The 21,354-nt window shown below is 64.8% G+C and carries 20 protein-coding genes and 1 tRNA gene; 14 read left to right on the forward strand and 7 right to left on the reverse strand.

Annotation, left to right across the window (positions count from 1 at the left end; translation table 11 throughout):
- Nucleotides 1-98: 98 nt before the first annotated feature.
- Nucleotides 99-779: a hypothetical protein gene (locus BSY17_RS07145; protein WP_069064988.1), complete on the forward strand. Its 681-nt coding sequence runs from the start codon at nucleotides 99-101 to the stop codon at nucleotides 777-779.
- A gap of 164 nt (nucleotides 780-943) precedes the next feature.
- Nucleotides 944-1,189: a YdcH family protein gene (locus BSY17_RS07150; RefSeq protein WP_069064989.1), complete on the forward strand. Its 246-nt coding sequence runs from the start codon at nucleotides 944-946 to the stop codon at nucleotides 1,187-1,189.
- 22 nt (nucleotides 1,190-1,211) lie between these two features.
- Here BSY17_RS07150 and BSY17_RS07155 read toward each other — a convergent pair whose 3' ends face one another.
- The 3 genes from BSY17_RS07155 to BSY17_RS07165 all read right to left on the reverse strand — a co-directional run bounded on the left by BSY17_RS07155 (nucleotide 1,212) and on the right by BSY17_RS07165 (nucleotide 3,210).
- On the reverse strand, nucleotides 1,212-1,742 hold the full coding sequence (locus BSY17_RS07155; protein ID WP_069064990.1) for a hypothetical protein: 531 nt from the start codon (nucleotides 1,740-1,742) through the stop codon (nucleotides 1,212-1,214).
- Between the two features lie 142 nt (nucleotides 1,743-1,884).
- Nucleotides 1,885-2,532 carry a glutathione S-transferase family protein gene (locus BSY17_RS07160; protein WP_069064991.1) on the reverse strand — a complete coding sequence of 216 codons (648 nt, stop codon included), beginning with the start codon at nucleotides 2,530-2,532 and terminating at the stop codon, nucleotides 1,885-1,887.
- A gap of 66 nt (nucleotides 2,533-2,598) precedes the next feature.
- Nucleotides 2,599-3,210 (reverse strand): DJ-1/PfpI family protein, encoded by a 612-nt coding sequence (locus BSY17_RS07165; RefSeq protein WP_069066839.1) that lies wholly within the window; start codon nucleotides 3,208-3,210, stop codon nucleotides 2,599-2,601.
- A gap of 254 nt (nucleotides 3,211-3,464) precedes the next feature.
- Between BSY17_RS07165 and BSY17_RS07170 the strand changes: the two genes are divergently transcribed.
- Together BSY17_RS07170 and map are read left to right on the forward strand one after the other, a co-directional pair.
- Nucleotides 3,465-3,671, forward strand: a complete 207-nt coding sequence (locus BSY17_RS07170) for a ParD-like family protein (RefSeq protein WP_069064992.1) — start codon at nucleotides 3,465-3,467, stop codon at nucleotides 3,669-3,671.
- Nucleotide 3,672: 1 nt separating this feature from the next.
- Nucleotides 3,673-4,452, forward strand: a complete 780-nt coding sequence (map, locus tag BSY17_RS07175; RefSeq protein WP_069064993.1) for a type I methionyl aminopeptidase — start codon at nucleotides 3,673-3,675, stop codon at nucleotides 4,450-4,452.
- A 390-nt stretch (nucleotides 4,453-4,842) separates the two neighbouring features.
- Here the strand turns inward: map and BSY17_RS20895 are convergent, their stop codons facing one another.
- Together BSY17_RS20895 and BSY17_RS07180 are read right to left on the reverse strand one after the other, a co-directional pair.
- On the reverse strand, nucleotides 4,843-5,658 hold the full coding sequence (locus tag BSY17_RS20895) for a toll/interleukin-1 receptor domain-containing protein (protein ID WP_083217073.1): 816 nt from the start codon (nucleotides 5,656-5,658) through the stop codon (nucleotides 4,843-4,845).
- Nucleotides 5,659-5,723: 65 nt separating this feature from the next.
- Nucleotides 5,724-6,476, reverse strand: a complete 753-nt coding sequence (locus tag BSY17_RS07180) for a hypothetical protein (RefSeq protein ID WP_171899201.1) — start codon at nucleotides 6,474-6,476, stop codon at nucleotides 5,724-5,726.
- Nucleotides 6,477-6,861: 385 nt separating this feature from the next.
- On the opposite strand from BSY17_RS07180, the gene BSY17_RS07185 reads away from it, so the two are divergent.
- From BSY17_RS07185 to metK, 3 genes are read left to right on the forward strand one after another with little or no spacing between them, the layout of a single operon-like run.
- Nucleotides 6,862-7,497 (forward strand): YqaA family protein, encoded by a 636-nt coding sequence (locus BSY17_RS07185; protein WP_069064994.1) that lies wholly within the window; start codon nucleotides 6,862-6,864, stop codon nucleotides 7,495-7,497.
- Nucleotides 7,498-7,505: 8 nt separating this feature from the next.
- Entirely contained in the window at nucleotides 7,506-9,140 is a 1,635-nt protein-coding gene (lnt, locus tag BSY17_RS07190) for an apolipoprotein N-acyltransferase (protein WP_069064995.1), read from the forward strand.
- 57 nt (nucleotides 9,141-9,197) lie between these two features.
- Nucleotides 9,198-10,394, forward strand: a complete 1,197-nt coding sequence (metK, locus tag BSY17_RS07195; protein ID WP_069064996.1) for a methionine adenosyltransferase — start codon at nucleotides 9,198-9,200, stop codon at nucleotides 10,392-10,394.
- 225 nt (nucleotides 10,395-10,619) lie between these two features.
- Here the strand turns inward: metK and BSY17_RS07200 are convergent, their stop codons facing one another.
- Entirely contained in the window at nucleotides 10,620-12,629 is a 2,010-nt protein-coding gene (locus tag BSY17_RS07200; protein WP_069066841.1) for a putative bifunctional diguanylate cyclase/phosphodiesterase, read from the reverse strand.
- 119 nt (nucleotides 12,630-12,748) lie between these two features.
- Here BSY17_RS07200 and moaA point away from each other — a divergent pair, with 119 nt between their 5' ends.
- From moaA to BSY17_RS07215, 3 genes are all read left to right on the forward strand, one after another.
- The gene (moaA, locus tag BSY17_RS07205; RefSeq protein ID WP_069064997.1) at nucleotides 12,749-13,762 is read left to right on the forward strand and encodes a GTP 3',8-cyclase MoaA; all 1,014 of its coding nucleotides are present in this window, start codon (nucleotides 12,749-12,751) and stop codon (nucleotides 13,760-13,762) included.
- A complete protein-coding gene (locus BSY17_RS07210; RefSeq protein ID WP_069064998.1) occupies nucleotides 13,759-14,535 on the forward strand; it encodes an NAD kinase in 777 nt (258 codons plus the stop codon). The genes moaA and BSY17_RS07210 overlap by 4 nt, the downstream gene beginning before the upstream one ends.
- A gap of 90 nt (nucleotides 14,536-14,625) precedes the next feature.
- Nucleotides 14,626-14,700 (forward strand) — tRNA-Asn (locus BSY17_RS07215).
- A 21-nt stretch (nucleotides 14,701-14,721) separates the two neighbouring features.
- On the opposite strand, the gene BSY17_RS07220 is transcribed toward BSY17_RS07215, so the two are convergent.
- On the reverse strand, nucleotides 14,722-15,645 hold the full coding sequence (locus BSY17_RS07220; protein WP_052027642.1) for a LysR family transcriptional regulator: 924 nt from the start codon (nucleotides 15,643-15,645) through the stop codon (nucleotides 14,722-14,724).
- A 117-nt stretch (nucleotides 15,646-15,762) separates the two neighbouring features.
- Here BSY17_RS07220 and BSY17_RS07225 point away from each other — a divergent pair, with 117 nt between their 5' ends.
- The 4 genes from BSY17_RS07225 to BSY17_RS07240 are packed head-to-tail and all read left to right on the forward strand — an operon-like array spanning nucleotide 15,763 to nucleotide 21,337.
- The gene (locus tag BSY17_RS07225) at nucleotides 15,763-18,078 is read left to right on the forward strand and encodes a TonB-dependent receptor (RefSeq protein WP_069064999.1); all 2,316 of its coding nucleotides are present in this window, start codon (nucleotides 15,763-15,765) and stop codon (nucleotides 18,076-18,078) included.
- Between the two features lie 38 nt (nucleotides 18,079-18,116).
- Complete coding sequence (locus BSY17_RS07230; protein WP_069066842.1) at nucleotides 18,117-19,049, forward strand: MBL fold metallo-hydrolase; 933 nt, start codon at nucleotides 18,117-18,119, stop codon at nucleotides 19,047-19,049.
- Between the two features lie 10 nt (nucleotides 19,050-19,059).
- Nucleotides 19,060-20,175 (forward strand): FAD-dependent oxidoreductase, encoded by a 1,116-nt coding sequence (locus tag BSY17_RS07235; RefSeq protein ID WP_069065000.1) that lies wholly within the window; start codon nucleotides 19,060-19,062, stop codon nucleotides 20,173-20,175.
- Between the two features lie 22 nt (nucleotides 20,176-20,197).
- The gene (locus BSY17_RS07240; protein ID WP_069065001.1) at nucleotides 20,198-21,337 is read left to right on the forward strand and encodes an MFS transporter; all 1,140 of its coding nucleotides are present in this window, start codon (nucleotides 20,198-20,200) and stop codon (nucleotides 21,335-21,337) included.
- Nucleotides 21,338-21,354: the final 17 nt, after the last annotated feature.

Here is a 21,354-nt window from a genome sequence, read left to right on the forward strand (position 1 = left end):
TCAGTGTGATCCCCCATTTCCCACTTGACGACCCGCCCTGCCGCATCACAACTGCCCCGTCCGGCTCGCACGAGCCGGACCATTTGGGGGGATCATCAATGAACATCGTTACAGGCGCCGTCACCGGCGTCATTGCCTGCCTGTGCGCGACCACCGCCATGGCGCAGGTCACCACCATGCCTGCCGCGCCCGTCGCCACCATCATCGCCTCGCCCGGCGGCAATGTCCTGCGCGCCGGCACGCAGATCGCGCTGCGCACTGCCGAACCGCTGACGACCGAAGGCAAATTGCTGCGCATCGGTCAGCGCGTCCAGCTCGAAGTCGCCGAAGCCGTGCTGCTCAACAACCAGGTCATCATTCCCGCGGGCAGTCCCGCCGTCGGCGAGATTACCGAGGTCCGCAACAAGGGCATGTGGGGCAAATCGGGCCGCATCAACGCACGCGTCCTCTACGTCCGCGCCAACGGCACCCAGATCCGCCTGACCGGCCAGTTCGATGACAAGGGCAAGGCCGGCACTGCCGGCGTCGTCGCCGCCATCGCCTTCATCCCGATCGCGGGCTTCGTCACCACCGGCACCAGCGCCAAAATCCCGCTCGGCGCGCCCGTCACCGGCTTTCTCGACGAAGACATCAGTGTAGCCTTCGCCCCGGCCCAGCCGACCACCATCGCCGTGCCCGCGCCCCAGCCGGTCCAGGCCGCGCCCGCCGCCCCGGCAACCCCGCCCAAGCCGACAACCGCCGCGCTGGTCGACCCATCGCTGGAAATAAAGCCCCGCTAACCCCCTTCCCTTTAAGCCCTCTCCCGCTCTTCGCGGGAGAGGGTTGGGTGAGGGGCTTCCTTCCTTCTTTCTTTTGCAACACCCCACCCCCGGACAACTACCTAACGACCACCCCGCCGCCCCGGCCCATAATCGCGTCAACCATCCCCATCAGGAGACGACGCATGAGCGAACATGGCCAGGATCTGCACAGCCTCTTCCCGCAAGCCACCGACCGGCTGCACGACCTCAAACTCAACGACGCGCATTTCCGCACGCTGGCGGATCGCTATCACGCCCTGCTCGGTGAAATCACCCCGATCGAGGACGGCACCGCCCCCGCCTCGGACGAGCGGCTGGAGGATCTCAAGAAACAGCGCCTCGCCCTGCTCGACCAGATCGGCACGCTGATCGCCGCCGAACCCGCCTGACACCGCATGGCGGCGGCCCCCCTCACGTCCCCGTCGCCGCCCGCTTGCGCGCAATCTCGTCCATCGCGCGGCGCAGGCGCGCCACCGCGTCGGGGCTGTCGGGCCGCTGCACCCCCGCCGCCGCGCGATAGGCCGCCACCTTGTCGCGATGCCGGATCAACAGTTGCAGCGCCAGTTTCAGGTCGCGCCCGCGCTTGACCTTGCGGCTCTTCACCGCGCCCTCGCCATCCAGCACGATCTCCTCGCTCTCGCTGCCGAACAACACTTCGCGCATCAGCATCGCCTCGATCTCGGCATAGCCGATGTCGATCGCCCGGTCCCAGTCGGCGGCAAAGCGCGCGTCGCGCTGCCGCCGTTCATAGGCGCCCGCGCGCCGCACGCCCGCAACCCGCGCCGCCTCGCTGACGTTGCAGGTCGTGGACAGCACCTCCAGAAACTCCACTTCCTGCGCCCTGGTCCAGCTATCCTTGCGCGCCTTGCGCTGTTGCGCGCGCGTGCCGTCCGCCACCGCCTGCCGCCCCGGCCGCAGTTCCACCCCCGCACCGTCCGCCATCCGAGCCCCCCGCAACGCAAAAAGGGCCGATCCTCCCGGATCAGCCCTTTGGTTCGCCGCGTCATCCGCGACTCACATTTTTCCACTATGCCGATATATGCCAGAACAGCGTGACGATGTCAAGCATAATGTTCCAGATAGGTTATTTCTCCAGCATCGCCTGGATCGTCGGCGCTTCCAGTTCCATCGCCGCGGCCACGCTCGGCCGCGCCTTCACCCTGTCCAGCCACGCCGCCACCTTGGGCCAGCGCGCCGTATCCAGCGCGTCGGACACATAGCCGATATTGATCAACGGACAGCCCGCCGCCAGATCCGCCAGCGTGAAGCGATCCTCCACCAGCCAGCCGCTTTCCGGCAACACACCCTCCAGATAATCATAGAGTCCCGGCAGTTCCTCGGCCTCCGCCTTGTCCGCCGCCGCCAGGTCCGGCTCGCGCTTCACCAACTTTGCCACCGCCCGGTTGAAGAACATCTTGGCCCCCACCGGCTGCACCACCGTATCGCCAAATTCCTCATACCATATCGTCCGCGCCCGCGCCTTGGGTTCGGCCGGGATCATCTCCGTGCCGGGGCGCAACGCATCCATATAGGTTATGATCGCGGTCGAATCGCACAGCAGAAAGTCGCCATCCTCCAACGCCGGTATCTTGCCGAAGGGCGACCCGTTCAGATAGCCATCGCCCCCGCGCCCGAACCCGGCCGCCTGCACCTCGACCTCGATGCCCTTCTCGGCGGCAAAGGCGATCACCTTGCGCACGAAGGGCGATGGCCGCGACCCGTGGATAATCATGCAAACGGCTCCTTTGGTTCGACTCACTGCGCCGAACCATGACAGATCAGTAGCAGATCGCAACCCTCATGCCGCCTGGGAAACGTCCGCCACGAACGGCGCGATCACCGCCATCACCCGTGCCACCGTCTCCGCCTTTTCGCCCACCGGCGCGACATAGTCGATCACGCTGCGCGCCGCCTCGCCCCCCGCCCCGCGCGCGATCGCCCAGGCCGCCAGATAATGCGCCGCCATGCACCCGCCCGCGCTCGCCACATTGCCGCGCGCCACGAACGGCGCCTCCAGCACGCGCAGCCCCGCCGCGATCGCCATCGGCTGGCTCGTCCGGTCGGTGCAGACCGGCATGTCACCGACCAGCCCCAGCGCCCCCAATATCAGCGCGCCCGAACATTGCGACCCGATCAATTGCCGCGCGGGGTCCAGCCTTATGCGCGCCATCAACGCCGCATCATTGGCCACCTCCAACCGCCGCGCCCCGCTGCCCACCAGCACCACATCCGCCTGCGCCGCCCATTCCAGCGGCTGCTGCGTGCGTACCTCAACCCCGTTCATCGACGTGACTATGGCATCCGGCGCACAAATCTCCGCCCGCCACCCCTTCACCCGGTTCAGCAACGCCAGCGCCACGAAACTGTCCAGTTCATTGAACCCATCAAACGTCAAAACCGCAACCCGCATCAGATCCTCCTGTCGATCCAACGCCCCTACCCCATCGCCAACCACCCCGCCCGATCCGATCCCCAGACATTGGCCCGCAAAACCTTCTCCCCGGCGGGGAGAAGGATACGAAGCCTTATCCCCGCGAAGTCCGGGATTAGGCGAAGTTGGAAGAGGGGGCTCAACGCCAGCCGCCAACCGCCTACCATCAACCTTTACCCCCAACCATATGAACCATATACGATCCATATACGCTTCATATAGCAGGACACCCCATGGGCATCGTAAAAATCGCCGACGACCTCCACGAACAAGCCCGCCGCGCCAGCGTGCCCATGTGCCGCTCCATCAATGCGCAGGCAGAATATTGGATGAAGATCGGCATGTTGGCCGAAGCCAATCCCACCCTCTCCTTCAATGACATCGTCCGCCAGCAATATGCCGCCGCCAATGTCGAACTGGCGCAACGGGCCGCCGCCTGAGATGGTCAAAACCCCCGACGAACTGGCGCTGATGCGGCATTCGGGCCAACTGCTCGCCGCCGTTTTCACCATGCTCGACCGCCAGCCACTCGCGGGCCTCTCAACCATGGCCGTCAACGATCTGGTCGACCGCTATATCACCATGGACCTCGCCGCCCGCCCGGCGAGCAAAGGGCAGTACGGCTTCCAATATGTACTGAACTGCTCGATCAACCATGTCGTTTGCCATGGCGTGCCCGATGCCGACACCATCATCCGCGACGGCGACATCATCAATCTCGACATCACATTGGAAAAAAACGGCTTTATCGCCGATTCCAGCAAAACCTACCTCGTCGGCGACGTCGCCCCCGCCGCCCGCCGCCTCGTCCGCGTCACGCAGGAAGCGCTATGGCAGGGCATTGCCAAGGTCCGCCCCGGCGCGCATCTGGGCGACATCGGCTTTGCGATCGAGCGCCATGCCAAACGCAACGGCTATAGCGTCGTGCGCGACTATTGCGGCCACGGCATCGGCCGCGAAATGCACGAAGACCCGCAAGTCCTCCACTTCGGCCGCCCCGGCACTGGCCTCCGCTTGCGCGAAGGCATGGTCTTCACCATCGAACCGATGCTCAACCAGGGCAGCCGCAAAGTCTCGACCCAGGATGATGGCTGGACCGTCACCACCAACGACGGCAAACTCTCCGCCCAGTTCGAACACACCGTCGCCGTCACCCGCACCGGCGTCGAAGTCCTAACCCTCCGCCCCGACGAAACCCCGCTCTCGGCACGCCGGGTGTAGTAGAACAAGTTGCACCCACCCACTCCGTTCGTCCTGAGTAGCTATTGAGCTTGTCGAAATAGCGTATCGAAGGATAAGCGCTACGCGGATGCTTCGATATGGGTCTTCGACTTCGCTCAGCCCCTACTCAGCACGAACGGGCATTGTAAGTACGAGGCGCCACTCAAGACAAGTCTCACCCCCCAAACCTTCTCCCCCACGGGGAGAAGGATACGCAGCCTTGGCGGCGCAGCCGCCTAGGCGAAGTTGGATGAGGGGGCTCGACGCGCCGACATCACCCTCCAAAACTCAAAGCCTAAGCATAGTGCCTGCTTGAACCCATATTTAAGTTAATTTCTCACAGAACGACCTGTACATACATAATTGGTATCAATTAACTTATCCGCCAAACTAGAATTCAAGGCGATGAGGACTACCCATTTGTCCAAACATTATCCATTTTGGTAATTTCGAAAGATATATATGAGCGCTCCTAGAACTGTTAACAGGTTCAGTAAACATCCTGCCAAAGTAGCCATCCCACTTTCTCTCCGCACGACTATAAGCGACCACACCCCCCAAAAATCCACGCGGACCAGGGTGATGACTGGTCAGAATATCTTCGTCTCTTTCACTAACAACTGCAATAGTTGGTGTCCATGTCCCTGTTCTTGGCCAGACCTCAAGAACAAATCCTGTAGGAACTTCGTGCAGCTTGTAACCGAAAGCCTGCGGCTCGACCTCGATAGCGTTGTTAATTCCAACAACCGCATCACTAACTTGCTTATCCCACTCATTATGTTGAAGATTGACGCATAGCCGGGTAGCCAATGCAGAGGGGATCAAAGTCGAATCAAAATCGCCCGAAAACAGACCTATTAATGGAAATGCTGAACCCTTTGTGCGCAAAGTCCGGTCGAGCGCGTAAGCAAGCTCCTCTTGGCAGGGCTCGCTCTTTAGACTGTTCTCGGTCACATAAATCGCCCAGGCTGCTACGTCAGGACTTTTTATCGCCACATCTATTTGGTCCCACAATCTACGTCCCGCAAGCAATTGCACCTTATCATATCCCACTTCCAAGCCTGCTTTGCCCAGTTTTGAGATTATATGATCAACGTCATTTTTCTCGTTATCTTTCCATGCATAAGTGAGCCATATTTTCATAAAACATACTCCAAATTCCAATTGGATATGTTTGATTACACCATTCATATGCATCGTCGACATCGTAGATGATCAGAGTTCCATATTTAATATTCTGTCGACGCAATCCTATTTGCTTTCACCCCTCGTCACCCCCCAACCCTCACCCCCGACCGCGTATAATCGATCCGTATCCGCACCCAGCTCCCCACCTGCGGCTTGCCATTCACGCGCGGGGGGCGGACCAGGAATTGCCAGGCGGCCAGCCGCACCGCGCGGGCATAGCCAGACCCCATCGGCGATTCGCCCAATATCTGGCAGTTTTCCACATGATAATGGTCGACCGTCTTGCACGCGACCAGGCCCCAGCCTTCGGGTGGCGCATTGGCGGGGATATAGGTGGACAATTCGCTATTGGTCGGCCGCCGATACCATTCGGCGTTGAACAATTGCACCCCGCCCGGCCCCTCGCCCGGCCCGGCGACCGCCGAACTATCCCCCTGTCCCGCCGCCGCGCCCTGCGCCGCCTTGGGCATATTGCCGATGTCCGCCGCCGCCATCTGGTCGCGGCTCATCGTCAGGAAGGGGAAGGGCGCGGGCGGTTCCTCGACCGGCTGCTCCGTCGGCCGGGGCGGGCGCACCACCGCCTCGGCCTGTTTGGGCGGGCTGGCCTCGTCCTGCTCGCGCTTCTCCGCCTTGGGCGCGCGCTTCTGCTCCTGCTCGGTCTTGGTCCCCGTCTCGACATCGAACGTCACCGGCAGCCGGTCCTCGACCTTTTTCGGCTCGAACGAGGGCGACAAGGTGAACAGCCCCAGCAGCAAGATGGCGTTCAGCACCAGCGCAAACGCGATACCGCCCGCGCGCTGCCGCAGCCTGGCCCAGGGAATGGAAGAAAATGTCAAACGCGCGAACCGAACCGAACAGGGGAGAAGGGGTCTTGCCCAGACGGTGCCGCCCCGTCAACGCCGTCGCACCAATTCGCGATGGCCGGTGCCCTTGCGTACAGTGGGGTGCGCGGTTCAGCACGGCACGCATCCGTCACCCACCCCCTCCCCCGTTCGCCCTGAGCCTGTCGAAGGGCCTTACTTCCTGAGGAGAAGTGAAGGGCTTCGACAAGCTCAGCCCGAACGGACGCGGGGTTTGCTCTCCCCGCAAAGCGTACATTGTCCCCCCCAAAGCGTACAATGCCCCCCACCCCAAAACCCCGCCACCACTGTCCGCCTCGCTGACCGTTTCACCCCGCCAAAATCGCTGGCGACCCGCAACGATCTCGGCTAGGTCGCCGCCATGCTCAACAGGCTCTATCAATGGACGCTGGCCAAGGCCGCCCATGCACATGCCGAACGCTGGCTGTTCGTCATTTCCTTCCTGGAATCGAGCTTCTTCCCCATCCCGCCGCACCCGCTGCTCGGCCTGATGTGCCTGGCCCGCCCCGAACGGGCGATCCGCTTCGGCCTCATCTGCACCATCGCTTCGGTGCTGGGCGGGATGCTGGGCTATGCGATCGGCTTCTTCCTCTACGAGACGGTCGGACAGCAATTGCTGAGCGCGCTCGGCCTCGCCGATAAATTCCCCGTCGCCGCCTGCTATCTGCGCGAATATGGCGCGGAGATCATCCTGATCAAAGGCGCGACCCCGATCCCGTTCAAGCTGATCACCATCACCGCGGGCTTCGTCGGCCTGCCTCTCTTCACCTTCTTCTGGGCCAGCGTCGTCAGCCGCGCCTTTCAGTTCATGCTGGTCGGCTTCCTGTTCTGGAAATTCGGACGGCCGATCAAAGCCTTCATCGAGAAACATCTCGGCTGGCTCTCCGCCCTGTTCCTGGTGCTGATCGTCGGCGGCTTCCTCGCCGCCTCGATGCTCACCGGCGGCGGGGAGAAGGGCGACACCTGCAGCCAGGCCACCATGACAACGATCGGCTGACCGCCCCGATGCGCGCCCTGTTCGACCGCCACCCAAGAAAATCCGCGCTGCTGGCGGGTCTCGCCTCCGCCACCGGCTTTGCCCCCCTGTCACTCTGGCCCGTCACGCTGCTCGCCCTCGCGCTGCTCATCCACCTGACCCAGAGCGCCCCCGACCGCCGTGCCGCCTTCACCTATGGCTGGCTGTTCGGCGTCGGCCAATTCACCCTCGCCCTCCACTGGATCGCCCACGCCTTCACCTTTCAGGACGCCATGCCCCATTGGCTCGGCTATGGCGGCGTGATCCTCCTCTCCCTCTACCTCGCCCTCTTCCCCGCACTGGCGACGTCAGGGGCGTGGTGGCTGTCCAACCTCGTCATCCCCGCGAAGGCGGGGACCCATCTCCCAACCTTCATCCGGGGGAAGGCGGCAGAGAAGACAGCCCGCCATCGCGGCAAGGATCAACCTTTAGGCACAGCCACCTTCCCCCTCCTCCTCGCCGCCCTCTGGATCGCCACCGAATATCTCCGCGCGACTCTCTTCACCGGCTTCGCCTGGAACCCGATCGGCATCATCCTGCTGCCCAGCGGCGCGGCCATCGCCGCGACCCTGATCGGCACCTACGGCCTCGGCGCCCTCGTCATCCTCGCCAGCGCCGCGTTGCTCCTGATCGCCCGGCGACAAGTGGCGGCCCCCGCCGCCCTCCTCGCCCCGCTCCTCCTCGCTGCGCTATGGGGCTGGCTCTCCCCCGCGCCCGCCACCCCGCCCGGCGCGCCGCGCATCCGCGTCGTCCAGCCCAATATCGGCCAGGACGAAAAATATTCGGTCGAGCGCGAATTTGCCAATTTCCGCAAGCTGACCGCCCTCACCGGCCCACCACGTCCCGCCCCGCGCCTCATCTTCTGGCCCGAAGCCGCCATCCCCGCCTATCTCGACATGGAGCCCGACTGGCGCGCCCGTCTCGCCGCCCTGCTCGGCCCCGGCGACCTGCTGCTGACCGGCGCGGACAAAGTCTATTTCAAACCCGTCGAGCAGGACGGCATCCTCGTCAACAAGCTGGCCGGGGCCAATAACAGCGTCTGGATCGTCACGCCCCAAGCCACGATCGCCGCCCGCTACAGCAAGGCGCATCTCGTCCCCTTCGGCGAATATCTGCCGCTGCGCTCGGTCCTCGAACCGATCGGCCTCTCGCGCCTCGTCCCCGGCGATGCCGACTTCTGGCCCGGCCCCGGCCCGCAAAGCCTGACGCTCCCCGCCACCACCGGCCGCCCCGCCCTCAGCATGGGCGTGCAAATCTGCTACGAGATCGTCTTCTCCGGCCAGGTGGTCGATCGCGCCAACCGCCCCGCCTTCCTCTTCAATCCCTCCAACGACGCCTGGTTCGGCCCCTGGGGTCCGGTCCAGCATCTCGCCCAAGCCCGCCTCCGCGCCCTGGAGGAAGGGCTGCCGATCATCCGCTCGACCCCCACCGGCGTCTCGGCGATCATCGACGCCCGTGGCCGCGTCGCCCACGCGCTGGGCCTCAACCGCGCCGGTTTCCTGGACTCCGGCCTGCCCCCACCGCTCCCGCCCACGCTCTTCGCACGGGTCGGCAATTGGGCACCCTTCGCCCTGATGCTGGCGCTCCTTGCCCTCGCCATTGCCATCCGCCCCAGCAGAAGCTAATAGGCACATAAACTATTCTTTATATCGTTTATCGGCCTAGCATCATACGGGAGTCCTATGCGCAACCAATTTCTCTTCACCTCGGAATCCGTGTCCGAAGGCCATCCCGACAAGGTCGCCGACCAGATTTCCGACGCCATCGTCGATCTCTTCCTGTCGAAAGACCCCGAAGCCCGCATCGCCTGCGAAACGCTGACCACGACCCAGCTCGTCGTCCTCGCGGGCGAAATCCGCTGCAAGGGCGTCTATGAAAATGGTGCCTGGGCGCCGGGTGCCAAAGAAGAGATCGAAGCCGCCGTCCGCGCGACGGTCAAGCGCATCGGCTATGAGCAGGACGGTTTCCACTGGCAGACCTTCCGCTTCGAAAACAACCTTCACGGCCAGTCCGCCCACATCGCCCAGGGCGTCGATGAAAGCGGCAACAAGGATGAAGGCGCTGGCGATCAGGGCATCATGTTCGGCTATGCGTCGGACGAAACCCCCGACCTCATGCCCGCCACTCTCTATTACAGCCACAAGATCCTCGAACGCCTCGCCCATGATCGCCACAATAAGGTGGTCGATTTCTTGGAGCCGGACGCCAAGAGCCAGGTGACGCTCGAATATATCGATGAAAAGCCGGTCCGCGCCACCGCGCTGGTCGTCTCGACCCAACATGCCCAGGGCATGGACAATGACGACAGCCGCGCCAAGCTGCGCGCCTATGTCAAGGGCGTGATGACCGAAATCCTGCCCGACGGCTGGATGCCCGACGACGCCAGCATCTATGTCAATCCGACCGGCCTGTTCGAAATCGGCGGCCCTGACGGCGACGCTGGCCTGACCGGCCGCAAGATCATCGTCGACACCTATGGCGGCGCGTCGCCCCACGGCGGCGGCGCGTTTTCGGGCAAAGACCCCACGAAGGTCGATCGCTCGGCCGCCTATATCACCCGCTACCTCGCCAAGAACATCGTCGCCGCCGGTCTCGCCCGCCGCTGCACGATCCAATTGAGCTACGCCATCGGCGTCGCCGAACCGCTCTCGCTCTATGTCGACCTGCATGGCACCGGCACAGTAGAAGCCTCGGCGATCGAAGCGGTCCTCCCGACCCTCGTCCGCCTGACGCCCAAGGGCATCCGCACGCATCTCGGCCTCAACAAGCCCATCTACCAAAAGACCGCCGCCTATGGCCACTTCGGCCGCACGCCCGAAGGCGACTTCTTCCCCTGGGAAAAGACCGACCTGGTCGAAGCGCTTAAGGCCGCGCTCTGACCCTTAGAGTCATCCCTAGATACTCCGTTCGTGCTGAGTAGGGACTGAGCTTGTCGAAGGCCCGTATCGAAGCATCTGGCGCAGCGCCCGATCCTTCGATACGCCATTTCGACTTCGCTCAATGGCTACTCAGGACGAACGGATTGGGGATTATAGCCGGGCTCTAAGCAACCGGCCACCAACGACAAAAAGGGCGCGGGACCAACCCCCGCGCCCTTTTGCTTATCAGCTCAAAAACAAACTCACCAAATCCGCAGACGAAATCCCCGCCGACCGCAAAAAGCCCTGATAAAAATCGCACCCCTCGCGCGCCAGCAGGTCGAGCTGCTGCTCGGTCTCCACCCCTTCGGCGATGACCTTCAGCCCCAGCGACTTGGCCATATGGATGACCCCGCGCACGATGATCCGGTCGCGCGCCGTCCCGGCAATATCCTGCGCCAGCCCGCTGTCGATCTTGAGATAATCGAGCGGCAGGTTCTTCAAATAGGCGAGGCTCGAATAGCCCGTCCCGAAATCGTCGATCGCCACCGCCAGCCCCTCGGCCCGCAGCGCCCGCAGCAGCGCCGACGCCGCGCCGATATCCTCGATCAGCCCGCTCTCGGTAATCTCGACCGTCAGCCGCGATCTTGGGAAACCGCTGCCATCGACCATCCGCAGCAATTCGCTCATGAAACTGGGCTGGGCGATATCCGCCGCGGTCACATTGATCGACAGCCGCAGCGCCGACAGCGCCCGTGGCCAGGCCGCCGCCTGCCGCAACGCCTCCGCCTGGATATGCGCCGACAGCGGCAGCATATAGTCTGATCGTTCGGCCGTCGCGAACAATATGCCCGCGCCCAGCGGCCCATAATGGGGGTGGTTCCACCGCGCCAGCGCCTCGACCCCGCTGATCTGCGCCGAATGGACCGGATATTGCGGCTGGAACACGATGCCGATTTCGCCCCGGTCCAGCGCCAGCCGCAGGTCGGTCTCCAGCCGGTCGGCATCGACCTGACGGCTCTGCTTGTCGGCGGACAGGATGCGAATGCCCTCGCCGCCCGCCTGCCGCGCATCGGCCAGCGCCGTGCCCGCCCGGCGCAGCATCAGCGTCGCATCATCGTCGCTCCGCGCCTGCGCAATGCCACAGCGCGCGATCAGGCGAATGAGATGATCCCCCGCGCTGAACGGCCGCCCGATCGCGCCGATCAACTGCCGCGCCAGGAAGGTCGCCCGGTCGCCGCCCGCCGCCTCGCCGGTCAGCCCGACCAGAAATTCCGTCCCCGCAATCCGCGCCACCATCGCGCCCGGCGCGACATCATCGACCAGCCGCTCGATCCGCCGTGCGATCCGCCCCAGCAACGCATCACCCACCACCTGGCCATAGGCGGCATTCATCCGCTCGAACTGGCTGATCGACAGCAGCAGCACCGTCGTCGGCAATCCCTGCCGCTGCTCCAGCCACGCCAGCGCCGCCTGCCGCGATCGCACCCCGGTCAGATAATCGCGCGACGCACTCTCGCGCTCATGCCCCTCCGACAGCCATTCGACATCGGCCGCGACCAGCCCCTCTTCGACCCGCACATGATGGACCAGCCGATCGCCGGGGCGTCCAGGCAGGCCATGCGCCAGCGCGTCGGGCGTCCCGCTGCGCAGCATCGCCCGCACCGCCACCAGCACCGCCCGCCGCTCCCCGCGCGGCAGTCGCCGCACCAGGGAAGCAGGCGTCACCAGCGCGTCGCCCAGCCCCAGATGCGCCATCAGCCCGGCGCTCAGCCGCAGCCGCCCGTCGCGCTCCAATTGCCAGTAAAGCGCATCGCCCCGGCGGATACGCTGCGCCCGCTGGCTATGCTTGGCACCGCCGCCCAGCCGTTCGACCAGCCGATGCGCCGATGCCAGCACCGCGCGCAATCCCGCATCGCCAAAGGGGGCCAGCAGGAAATGCGTCGCCCCTGCCTCCATCAGCGCGGGCACCCGCGCCTCGTCACTCCCGTCGATCAGCACGATCAACGCGCCGCCGCCCGCCTCCATCGCCGGGACCAAAGGCGCCATCAAGCGCGCGGCATCGCCACCCTGGCGCATATCGACCAGCGCCACCTGCGCCTCGCTGCGCAAAAAGCGCTGCGGCGCATCGCCCGGCCGCCGCGCGCCGATCGCGCGCCACCCCGCCAGCCGCGCCGCATGGCACAGCCCGTCGCGGTCGCCCGGTGACAGGATGAACAGGCTGCGCTGGCCGTCTGCGGCACTTTCTCCGCTCACTATATTCGTCCCCCGGCGCCGCGCATCGAAACGGCTTAACAGCAATGCGTTACCGACCTCTTGCCCCCGCTGCAACCGGGGCGCTTGCGCCGCTCCTGCCCATCGCCTACCTATCCCCCATGCTTCCGGCTCCCCTCCCGCGCGCGCCGCTGACCGACGGCCTTGGTCGCCGGATCAGCTATCTGCGCATTTCGGTGACGGATCGCTGCGACCTTCGCTGCCGCTATTGCATGGCGGAAAAGATGCAGTTCCTCCCCAAGAATCAGGTGCTGACCCTCGAAGAAATCGCGCTGCTCGCTGACCTGTTCATCGCGCGCGGCATCACCCGCATTCGCCTGACCGGGGGCGAACCGCTGGTGCGCCGCGACATTGGCGATCTGGTGCGGCGGATCGGGCGGCATCTGGGCAACGGGCTGGACGAACTCACCCTCACCACCAACGGCACCCGCCTCGCCGATCATGCCGCGACGCTGGTCGATGCCGGGGTCAGCCGTATCAATGTCAGCCTCGACAGCCGCGACCCCGCGCGCTTTGCCCATGTGACGCGCGGCGGCGACATCGCCACCGTCCTGCACGGCATCAGGACCGCCCGCGACGCAGGCCTCGCGATCAAGATCAACATGGTCGCGCTCAAGGATTTCAACGAGGATGAAATCCTCCCCATGCTGCGCTGGTGCGATGCGGAAGGGCTGGACCTCACCCTCATCGAAACCATGCCGCTGGGCGACACCGGCGAAGACCGCACCGATCGCTATCTCCCGCTGACGCAGGTCGCCGCCGCGATCGACGCCGCGCACCCGCTGACGCCCGTACCCGACCGCACCGGCGGTCCCGCCCGCTATCACCGCGTCGATGGCCTGGGCGCCCGGCTCGGCCTCATCACCCCGCTCACCCAGAATTTCTGCGCCGATTGCAACCGCATCCGCATGACCTGCGAGGGCAAGATCTTCATGTGCCTGGGGCATGAGGATCATGTGGATTTCAAGGCCGCGCTGCGCGACGGTGGCCTCGACGCGGTCGAACCGCTGATCGACCGCGCGCTCCGCCTGAAGCCCGCCCGCCACGATTTCCGCATCGGCGCAGGCGAAACCGGCCCCGCCACCCGTCGCCACATGAGCGTCACCGGCGGATGATCGACGAACCCCGGCGCGCCCTCGTCGCGTCCCCTACCCAGGCCGCCAGAGCCGCCGAGGAGCGGCTCCGCGCCGCCTATGACTTCGTGCCCATCGAGCAGGCGGACATGGTCATCGCGCTAGGCGGCGACGGCTATATGCTGCAAACCCTCCACGCCATGCTGGAGGCGCGGCGGATCGTCCCCGTCTTCGGCATGAACCTGGGGACCGTCGGCTTCCTGATGAACGAATGGCGGCTCGAACGGCTCGACCAGCGGCTGGAAAAGGCCAAGAGCTTCAAGGTCCACCCGCTACGCATGGTCGTCGACACCGTCGATGGCGAACAATTTTCCATCCCCGCCATCAACGAAGTCTCGCTGCTGCGCGAAACCCGCCAGACCGCCAAGTTGGAGGTGCAGGTCAACGGCCGCGCCGTCCTGCCGGAACTGGTGTGCGACGGCGTGCTGGTCGCCACCCCGGCCGGGTCCACCGCCTACAACCTCTCCGCCCATGGCCCCATCCTGCCACTGGGGTCGGGCCTGGTCGCGCTGACCCCAATCAGCCCCTTCCGCCCCCGTCGCTGGCGCGGCGCGATCCTGCCCGAAAACACCGTCATCCGCTTCACCGTGCTCGATCCGGTCAAGCGCCCGGTCAGCGCCGTCGCCGACCAGCGTGAAGTGCGCGACGTCGCCCAGGTCGAGGTCCGCATCGACCGCGCGACCCCCTTGACCCTGCTGTTCGACCCCGAACATACGCTGGACGACCGCATCGCCGCCGAGCAATTCATCGCCTGATCGCAAGCCAAAAAAATCATCAGATTAACGCTTGCCATTCCGCAAAACCCGCTGCTATAGGCGCGCTCTGCCCGGTGAGAGCCGGGCTGCTCCCTGATAGCTCAGCGGTAGAGCATTCGACTGTTAATCGAATGGCCGTAGGTTCGAATCCTACTCAGGGAGCCAACATCCTTCTCTTACGAAGGATCAGCCAGCGTCAGCCACCTGGCCATTGTCACCCCCCGACGTCGCAATCAATCGTGCCCGCAACCAGGACAGCCCCCGGTCCGCCGCCCGCGCGCTGTGAAACTGCATCATCTCGCGCATCGACGGCAACGGGAATGGCGGCTCACACACGATCAGCGATAATTGTGGGGCCAGTTCGCGCGCCAGCCGCTCATGCATCAACGCCAGCCGCGTCGTGCCGGGCAGCATCCAGGGCACCTGGGTAAAGGCCGCGCAGATGATCTCGATCCGCCGCTGCCGCCCCTGATCGCGCAGCACATCGTCGATAAACGTCCCGTCCCGCGACACGCTCACCACGATATGCCCGCTATTGTAAAAGGTGTCGGCATCCAGCGGCTGGTGCAGCACCGGGTTGTTGGCGCACCCCACAACCACATGCCGTTCCTCGAACACCAGTTCGCGCGGATGTATGGGACTGAGATATTTTTCCGGCGAGATGATCAGGTCGATATCGCCATCGTCCAGCCGTTCCAAAATGTCCGATCGCGGCAGCGTGATCTCGATCTGCACCCCCGGCGCTTCCGCCTGCAATGATCGCAACGCCGGACCGAGCAGGACGGTCGTGATATAGTCCGACGCAACGATCCGAAACCGCCGCCGCGACTGCGCCGGGTCGAAATGCATCCCGCTCGCCAAGATGCCGCGCAGATTCAGCACCGCCGCCGCGACATGGGGCGCGAGCGACAGCGCGCCCGGCGTCGGCACCATCCGCTTGCCATGCTGCACCAATATGTCGTCGGAAAAAGCCTCGCGCAGCCGCTTCAACGCCGCGCTCATCGCCGATTGCGTCAGGTTCAGCCGCTCCGCCGCCCGCGTCACGCCGCGCTCCTGAATGAGCACGTCGAAGGCGATCAGCAAGTTCAGATCAAATTGGTCGAGCCGCATCCATCAATCCTATTTGTGGAACTGCATTGAAACAAATCGTTATGATAATTTTACCGAACTTGCCACAGGTCAATGCGAAGGCGCTGCCCGATACGACGCGCCGCATGGGAGGATATCATGAAAACATTGCTTCTGGCCGGAACCGCCGCCATCCTGACGTTCGGCATCGCACAGAGCGCCTCGGCCCAACAAGCCGATGTCGCGGTGCAGGACAGCGCCGAACCCGCTAATGACGGCCTCGCCGACATCGTCGTCACTGCCCAGCGCCGCACGGAGTCGCTGCAGCGCGCCGCGCTTGCCGTATCGGCCGTGACCGGTGACGATCTCGCCAAGTCGGGCATCACCGAAACCGCCAATCTCGGCAAACTGGTCCCCTCGCTGGTCGTCCAGCCGACCGGCGGCACGACCAGCTTCTTCCTGCGCGGCGTCGGTACCAGTTCGCAGAACAGCTTTTCCGAAAATGCCATCGCCTTCAACTTCAACGGCGTCTATGTCGGCCGCCCGACGGCGCCTGCCGGCGTCTTCTACGATCTGGAGCGCGTCGAAGTGGTCAAGGGACCGCAGGGCACGCTCTATGGCCGCAACGCCACCGGCGGCGCCATCAACGTGCTGCCGAAGAAGCCTGAACTCGGCAAATTCGGGGCCGAAGGCCTGTTCGAATATGGCAATTATGACAGCAAGAAGGGCTTTCTCGCCCTTAACGTGCCGATCGGCGACACCGTCGCCCTGCGCGTCGCTGGCCAGATCGTCGATCGCGACGGCTATATTTCGGACGGCTATGACGACGACAAGGGCGAAGCCGTCCGCGCCTCGCTGCTGATCGAACCGTCCGACATGTGGTCGATGACACTGGTCGTCGACTATTATCGCCAGCATGGCAAGGGGGCCGGTGCCGTCCTGCTGCCCAGCGCCGCCTTCGCCGTGCCGGACCTCGAAGATCGCGTCAGCGTGTCCGACCCGCGCGCCCAGGCCGCGATTGCAGGCTATGCCGCCACCATCTTCGCGCCGCCCTTCTGCGGTGGCTTTGGCGGTTTCGTGCGCAGCGGCTGCGTCGCGCAAGCAGGATCCGACGGCTTCCTCGACAATAAATTCTACGGCCTCAGCGCCACGATCGTCGGCGACATGGGCTTCGGCACGCTGACCGTCATTCCCGCCTACCGTAAGTCGGACGTGAAGTTCCGCACCTATCTGCCGGGCTTTGCAGGCGATTTCACCGATCTCGCCGAACAAGCCTCGCTCGAAGTCCGCTTGTCGTCGAAGGAAGATCAGCGGCTGCGCTATGTCTTGGGTGCCTTCTACTTCGGCGAAAACCAGGAAACCGAAAACTTCTTCCGCCAGGGCAATATCTCGACCACCCGCTTCACGCCTCGGCTCGACACCGAAAGCGTCGCCGCCTTCGGTCAGCTGACCTTCGACGTGACCGATGCGTTGCGCCTGGTCGCTGGCGGTCGCTACACTCGCGAAGACAAGCGGCAGTTGACCTCGACGGCTGCGGGCGGCCTGCCCGGCCCGATCAACCCGCCGCTCAGCGCACCCTTCACCGGCGACCTGAATTTCGAGAAATTCACTTGGAAGGCCGGCGTGGAGTTTGACGCAGGCCCGGCCTCGCTCGTCTACGCCAATGTCGCGACCGGCTTCAAATCGGGTGGTTTCTTCGTCGCCCAGCCGCCAAACAACACCTTCGCGCCCGAAACGCTGACCGCCTATACGGTCGGTGCCAAGAACCGCTTTTTCGACAACAAGCTGCAGCTGAACTTCGAAGCCTTCTACTGGGACTATAAGGATCAGCAGATCACCTTCGTCGGCGGCGTGCCCACCGGCAACGGCCTGTTTGCGCAGGGTTCGACCACGGTCAATGCGGGCAAGTCAAAAATCTACGGTGCCGAATTCGAAGCCCGCTTCGCCCCCAGCCGCAACGATCTGTTCAACCTCAATGTCCAGTTCCTCAAGGGCAAATATGACGAGCTGGTCACCGCCAACTTCTCGCCCACCGGCGCGCCGGTGACGACGGGTTGCACCACGCTGGGCAGCCGCCTTGCCAATCCCGGCGTCAACGGCGCGCGCTTCTACGACATCGACTGTTCGGGCAAGCCCACCGCCAATGCGCCGAAATGGGCGATCAATGTCGGTTATGAGCGGACCTTCCCCCTGTCGGACGCGCTGTCGCTGGTCGCGGGCGCGCGCGCCAATATCGAATCCAGCCGCTACATGAACACCAACTATCGCGAGGAAGAAAAGCAGGACGGCTTCATGATGGCGGATGCCTTCCTGACGCTCGACAGCCGCGGTGGCTGGAACATCACCGGCTTCATCAACAACATCACCGACAAGGAAGTGCTGGCCCGCGCCGGCACCCGGCCGATCCTCGACTTCCCGGTCGGCACCCTGCGTCCGCCGCGCACCTATGGCGTCCGCCTCGGGTTCGACTTCTGATGCACGCGCGTCTCTCCCGGCTGGCCCTTGCGGCATTGATGGCGACCTCTCCCGCCTTCGCGCAGCCTGGGCCTGCCGGGGGAGACGCTTTCGTCACGCTCGGCACGATGGGCGGCCCGGTCCCCAGCCGGGACCGGTCGCAGCCCGCCAATGCGCTGACGCATGACGGGCGCGTCTATCTGGTCGATGCGGGCGACGGCACGGTTCAGCAACTGGCGCGGGCAGGCATCCTCCTGCCTGCGGTCAAGGCCGTGTTCCTCAGCCACCTCCATGTCGATCACACCGGCGGCCTGTCGGCGGTGCTCGGCTTGCGCAACCAGACCAATATCAACGATCCGCTCACCGTCTACGGCCCTCCCGGCACGCGCGAACTGGTCGCGGGCATGGTCGCCTCGATGCAGCCCGCCGCCCGCGTCGGCTATGGCATTCCCGGCAAGCCCTGGACGCCCCCTGCCCAGACCGTGGACGTGATCGAACTGACCGATGGCGAAAGCATCAAGGTCGATGGCATGACCGTCACCACCGCGCAGAACAGCCATTATGACTTCGCCCCCGGCAGCGTCGAGGATCGCAACTACAAGTCGCTCTCGCTGCGCTTCGACCTGCCCGGCCGGTCGATCGTCTATACCGGCGACACCGGCCCCAGCGCGGCGGTCGAAAAACTAGCCAAGGGCGCGGACCTCCTTGTCAGCGAGATGATCGACATGGACGGCACGCTGGCCAATGTCGCGCGCAATTCGCCGAACATGCCAGCCCCCGCCAAGCAGCAACTCGAACAGCATCTCTCCACCCATCATCTGACCCCCGATGCGGTCGGACGGCTCGCCGCTGGCGCCGGCGTCAAGTCGCTGGTGGTCACCCATTTCGCCGCAGGCACGCCCGATCCGGCGCGCACCCGCAGCTATGTCACCCAGATCCGCACGCATTTTCGCGGGCCGATCGCCATCGCCAATGATCTCGACCGTTTCTGAAAGGCACTTCATGCAAGCCTGTAATATCCTCGTCATCGGTGGCGGCATCGGTGGCCTGACCGCCGCCATCGCCCTGCGCGCGCGCGGCTTTGCTGTCACGGTGATCGAACGCGATCCCGACTGGTCGGTCTATGGCGTCGGCATCATCCAGCAATCGAACGTCATCCGCGCCATGTCGCAACTCGGCCTCATCGACGAATATGTCTCGGCAGGCGTCGGCTTCGACGCGGTCGAAATCTACACCCCCACTGGCGTCCGCGTCGCGCGCGTCCCCACCCCCCGGCTGGTCGATGGCTATCCCGCCAATATGGGCATCGGCCGTCCTGCCCTGCACAAGATGCTGGGCGACCGCACGATCGCCAGCGGCGCGCATGTGCTGCTGGGCGTCACCGCGACCGAATGGAACGACGATGGCGAAGGGGTGGACGTCCGCTTCTCGAACGGCTCATCCGAACGCTACGACCTGGTGATCGGCGCCGACGGCGTCTATTCGCAGACCCGCGCGATGCTCTTCCCCGACGCCCCGCGCCCCGAATTTACCGGTCAGGCAGTCTGGCGCTACAATCTGCCACGCCCGGCCGATCTCGACGCGCTGCACGTCTATAACGGTCCCACCGGCGTCGGGCTGGTGCCGATCTCCAACGACCTCATGTATATCTATGTGACCACCCCTGAACCCGGCAACCCGCGCTACCCGCGCGAGGGGCAGGCGGCACTGATGCGCTCGAAGATGAGCGGCTGCGCGCCCTTCATTCAGCAACTGGCCGAACAGATCGTCGATGATGCAGGCGTCGTCTATCGCCCGCTCGAAGCGATGATGATCGACGGTCCCTGGCACAAGGGCCGGATCGCGCTGCTGGGCGATGCCGTCCACGCCACCACGCCGCATCTCGGCCAAGGCGCGGGCATGGCGATCGAGGACAGTCTGGTGCTGGCCGAAGAACTCGCCACCCATGACGATATCGAAGCGGCCTTGAGCGCCTATCACGACCGTCGCCTGGAGCGCTGCGCCTATATCGTCCGTTCCAGCATCGCCATCTGCATGGGCCAGATCGGCAAAGGCCCGCCGGTCGACAATGCCAAGGCGACCCAGGAAATGTTCGACGTCGTCGCGCAGCCGATCTGACCTCGAAGCAGGAGCAAGGGCGATGCGACACGCGACAACCCGCCATGGCGTGATCCTCATGCTGGCGGCGGTGATGCCGACCATGGCGATCATCGCGCTGGTCCCCGTCCTGCCCTTGCTTCTGCGCGAATTTGCCGACGTGCCGGGCGCGGCAGTGCTGGTGCCGATGGCGCTGACCGTGCCTGCCCTGTGCGTGGCGCTGTTCTCGCCGCTCGCAGGCTGGCTGTCCGATCGGCTGGGGCGCAAGCGGCTGCTGATCGGCGCGCTGCTGGGCTATGCGGGCTTCGGCCTGCTGCCGCTCCTGCTCGACAGCCTCTATGCCATCTTCGCTGTGCGCGTCGCACTGGGATTGGCCGAAGCGGTGATCATGACCGTCGCGACCGCCATGGTCGGCGATTATTTTGAGGGCGAACGGCGCGAACGCTGGGTGTCGATCCAGATCGCAACCGCCAGCGTCAGCGCGATCGCCCTGATCGCCATGGGCGGCGCACTGGGCGAACTCTTCGGCTCGCGCGGTCCGTTCTGGATGTATCTCCTCGCCCTGCCAGTGGCCGCCGCCGCTGCCATCATCCTGTTCGAACCGCATAAGGTCGCCAAGGCACGGACTGGACTGCCCGACCCATCGGTGCTGCGGAGTATCGGTGGCCTTGTCGCCATAACCTTCGGCATCGGCCTGCTCTTCTACACGATCGTCGTGCAACTCGGCCCCGTGATCGAGGCGACCGGCGTAACGTCCCCCGCGCTGATCGGCGTGGCCGGGGCCGCCGCCAATGTCGGCGTCATGCTCGGCTCGCTGCTGTTCGGTCGGGTCAAGGCGCGGCCCGCGCCGCACCTGCTCGCCTGGGGCTTGCCGCTGGTGGCGCTCGGCTATGTCGGCGTCGCCCTCTCCACGGATTTCGCCCTGACGGTCGCGTCCTCCGTCGTCATCTGCATCGGCAACGGGCTGATGCTGCCGACCATGCTGGCCTGGGTATTGCGCCGACTGCCGCCCGCCACGCGCGGGCGCGGCACGGGTGTATGGACCGGCGCCTTCTTCCTGGCGCAGTTCGTCGCGCCGATCGTCGCGACGGCCTTATCCAGCCTGCTCGGCGGGATGGCAGGCACCTTCCTTTTCTTCAGCGCAGCCGCGGCGATCGGTGCAGGCGTCGCCCTGCTGCGCTAAGGACAAGCACAGCCAAA

Origin of the sequence: Sphingobium sp. RAC03 (genome assembly GCF_001713415.1) — a bacterium.
Taxonomy (GTDB): domain Bacteria; phylum Pseudomonadota; class Alphaproteobacteria; order Sphingomonadales; family Sphingomonadaceae; genus Sphingobium.

Bases quoted from the DNA above. Each gene is read 5' to 3' on its own strand.
- BSY17_RS07240 (WP_069065001.1), top strand. From the start codon at position 20,198: ATGCGACACGCGACAACCCGCCATGGCGTGATCCTCATGCTGGCGGCG.
- lnt (WP_069064995.1), top strand. From the start codon at position 7,506: ATGCGCGCCCTGTTCGACCGCCACCCAAGAAAATCCGCGCTGCTGGCG.
- metK (WP_069064996.1), top strand. From the start codon at position 9,198: ATGCGCAACCAATTTCTCTTCACCTCGGAATCCGTGTCCGAAGGCCAT.
- BSY17_RS07225 (WP_069064999.1), top strand. From the start codon at position 15,763: ATGAAAACATTGCTTCTGGCCGGAACCGCCGCCATCCTGACGTTCGGC.
- BSY17_RS07155 (WP_069064990.1), bottom strand. From the start codon at position 1,742: ATGGCGGACGGTGCGGGGGTGGAACTGCGGCCGGGGCGGCAGGCGGTG.
- BSY17_RS07210 (WP_069064998.1), top strand. From the start codon at position 13,759: ATGATCGACGAACCCCGGCGCGCCCTCGTCGCGTCCCCTACCCAGGCC.
- BSY17_RS07165 (WP_069066839.1), bottom strand. From the start codon at position 3,210: ATGCGGGTTGCGGTTTTGACGTTTGATGGGTTCAATGAACTGGACAGT.
- BSY17_RS07235 (WP_069065000.1), top strand. From the start codon at position 19,060: ATGCAAGCCTGTAATATCCTCGTCATCGGTGGCGGCATCGGTGGCCTG.
- BSY17_RS07230 (WP_069066842.1), top strand. From the start codon at position 18,117: ATGGCGACCTCTCCCGCCTTCGCGCAGCCTGGGCCTGCCGGGGGAGAC.
- BSY17_RS07185 (WP_069064994.1), top strand. From the start codon at position 6,862: ATGCTCAACAGGCTCTATCAATGGACGCTGGCCAAGGCCGCCCATGCA.
- BSY17_RS20895 (WP_083217073.1), bottom strand. From the start codon at position 5,658: ATGTCGACGATGCATATGAATGGTGTAATCAAACATATCCAATTGGAA.
- BSY17_RS07150 (WP_069064989.1), top strand. From the start codon at position 944: ATGAGCGAACATGGCCAGGATCTGCACAGCCTCTTCCCGCAAGCCACC.
- BSY17_RS07160 (WP_069064991.1), bottom strand. From the start codon at position 2,532: ATGATTATCCACGGGTCGCGGCCATCGCCCTTCGTGCGCAAGGTGATC.
- BSY17_RS07220 (WP_052027642.1), bottom strand. From the start codon at position 15,645: ATGCGGCTCGACCAATTTGATCTGAACTTGCTGATCGCCTTCGACGTG.
- BSY17_RS07145 (WP_069064988.1), top strand. From the start codon at position 99: ATGAACATCGTTACAGGCGCCGTCACCGGCGTCATTGCCTGCCTGTGC.
- BSY17_RS07170 (WP_069064992.1), top strand. From the start codon at position 3,465: ATGGGCATCGTAAAAATCGCCGACGACCTCCACGAACAAGCCCGCCGC.
- map (WP_069064993.1), top strand. From the start codon at position 3,673: ATGGTCAAAACCCCCGACGAACTGGCGCTGATGCGGCATTCGGGCCAA.
- moaA (WP_069064997.1), top strand. From the start codon at position 12,749: ATGCTTCCGGCTCCCCTCCCGCGCGCGCCGCTGACCGACGGCCTTGGT.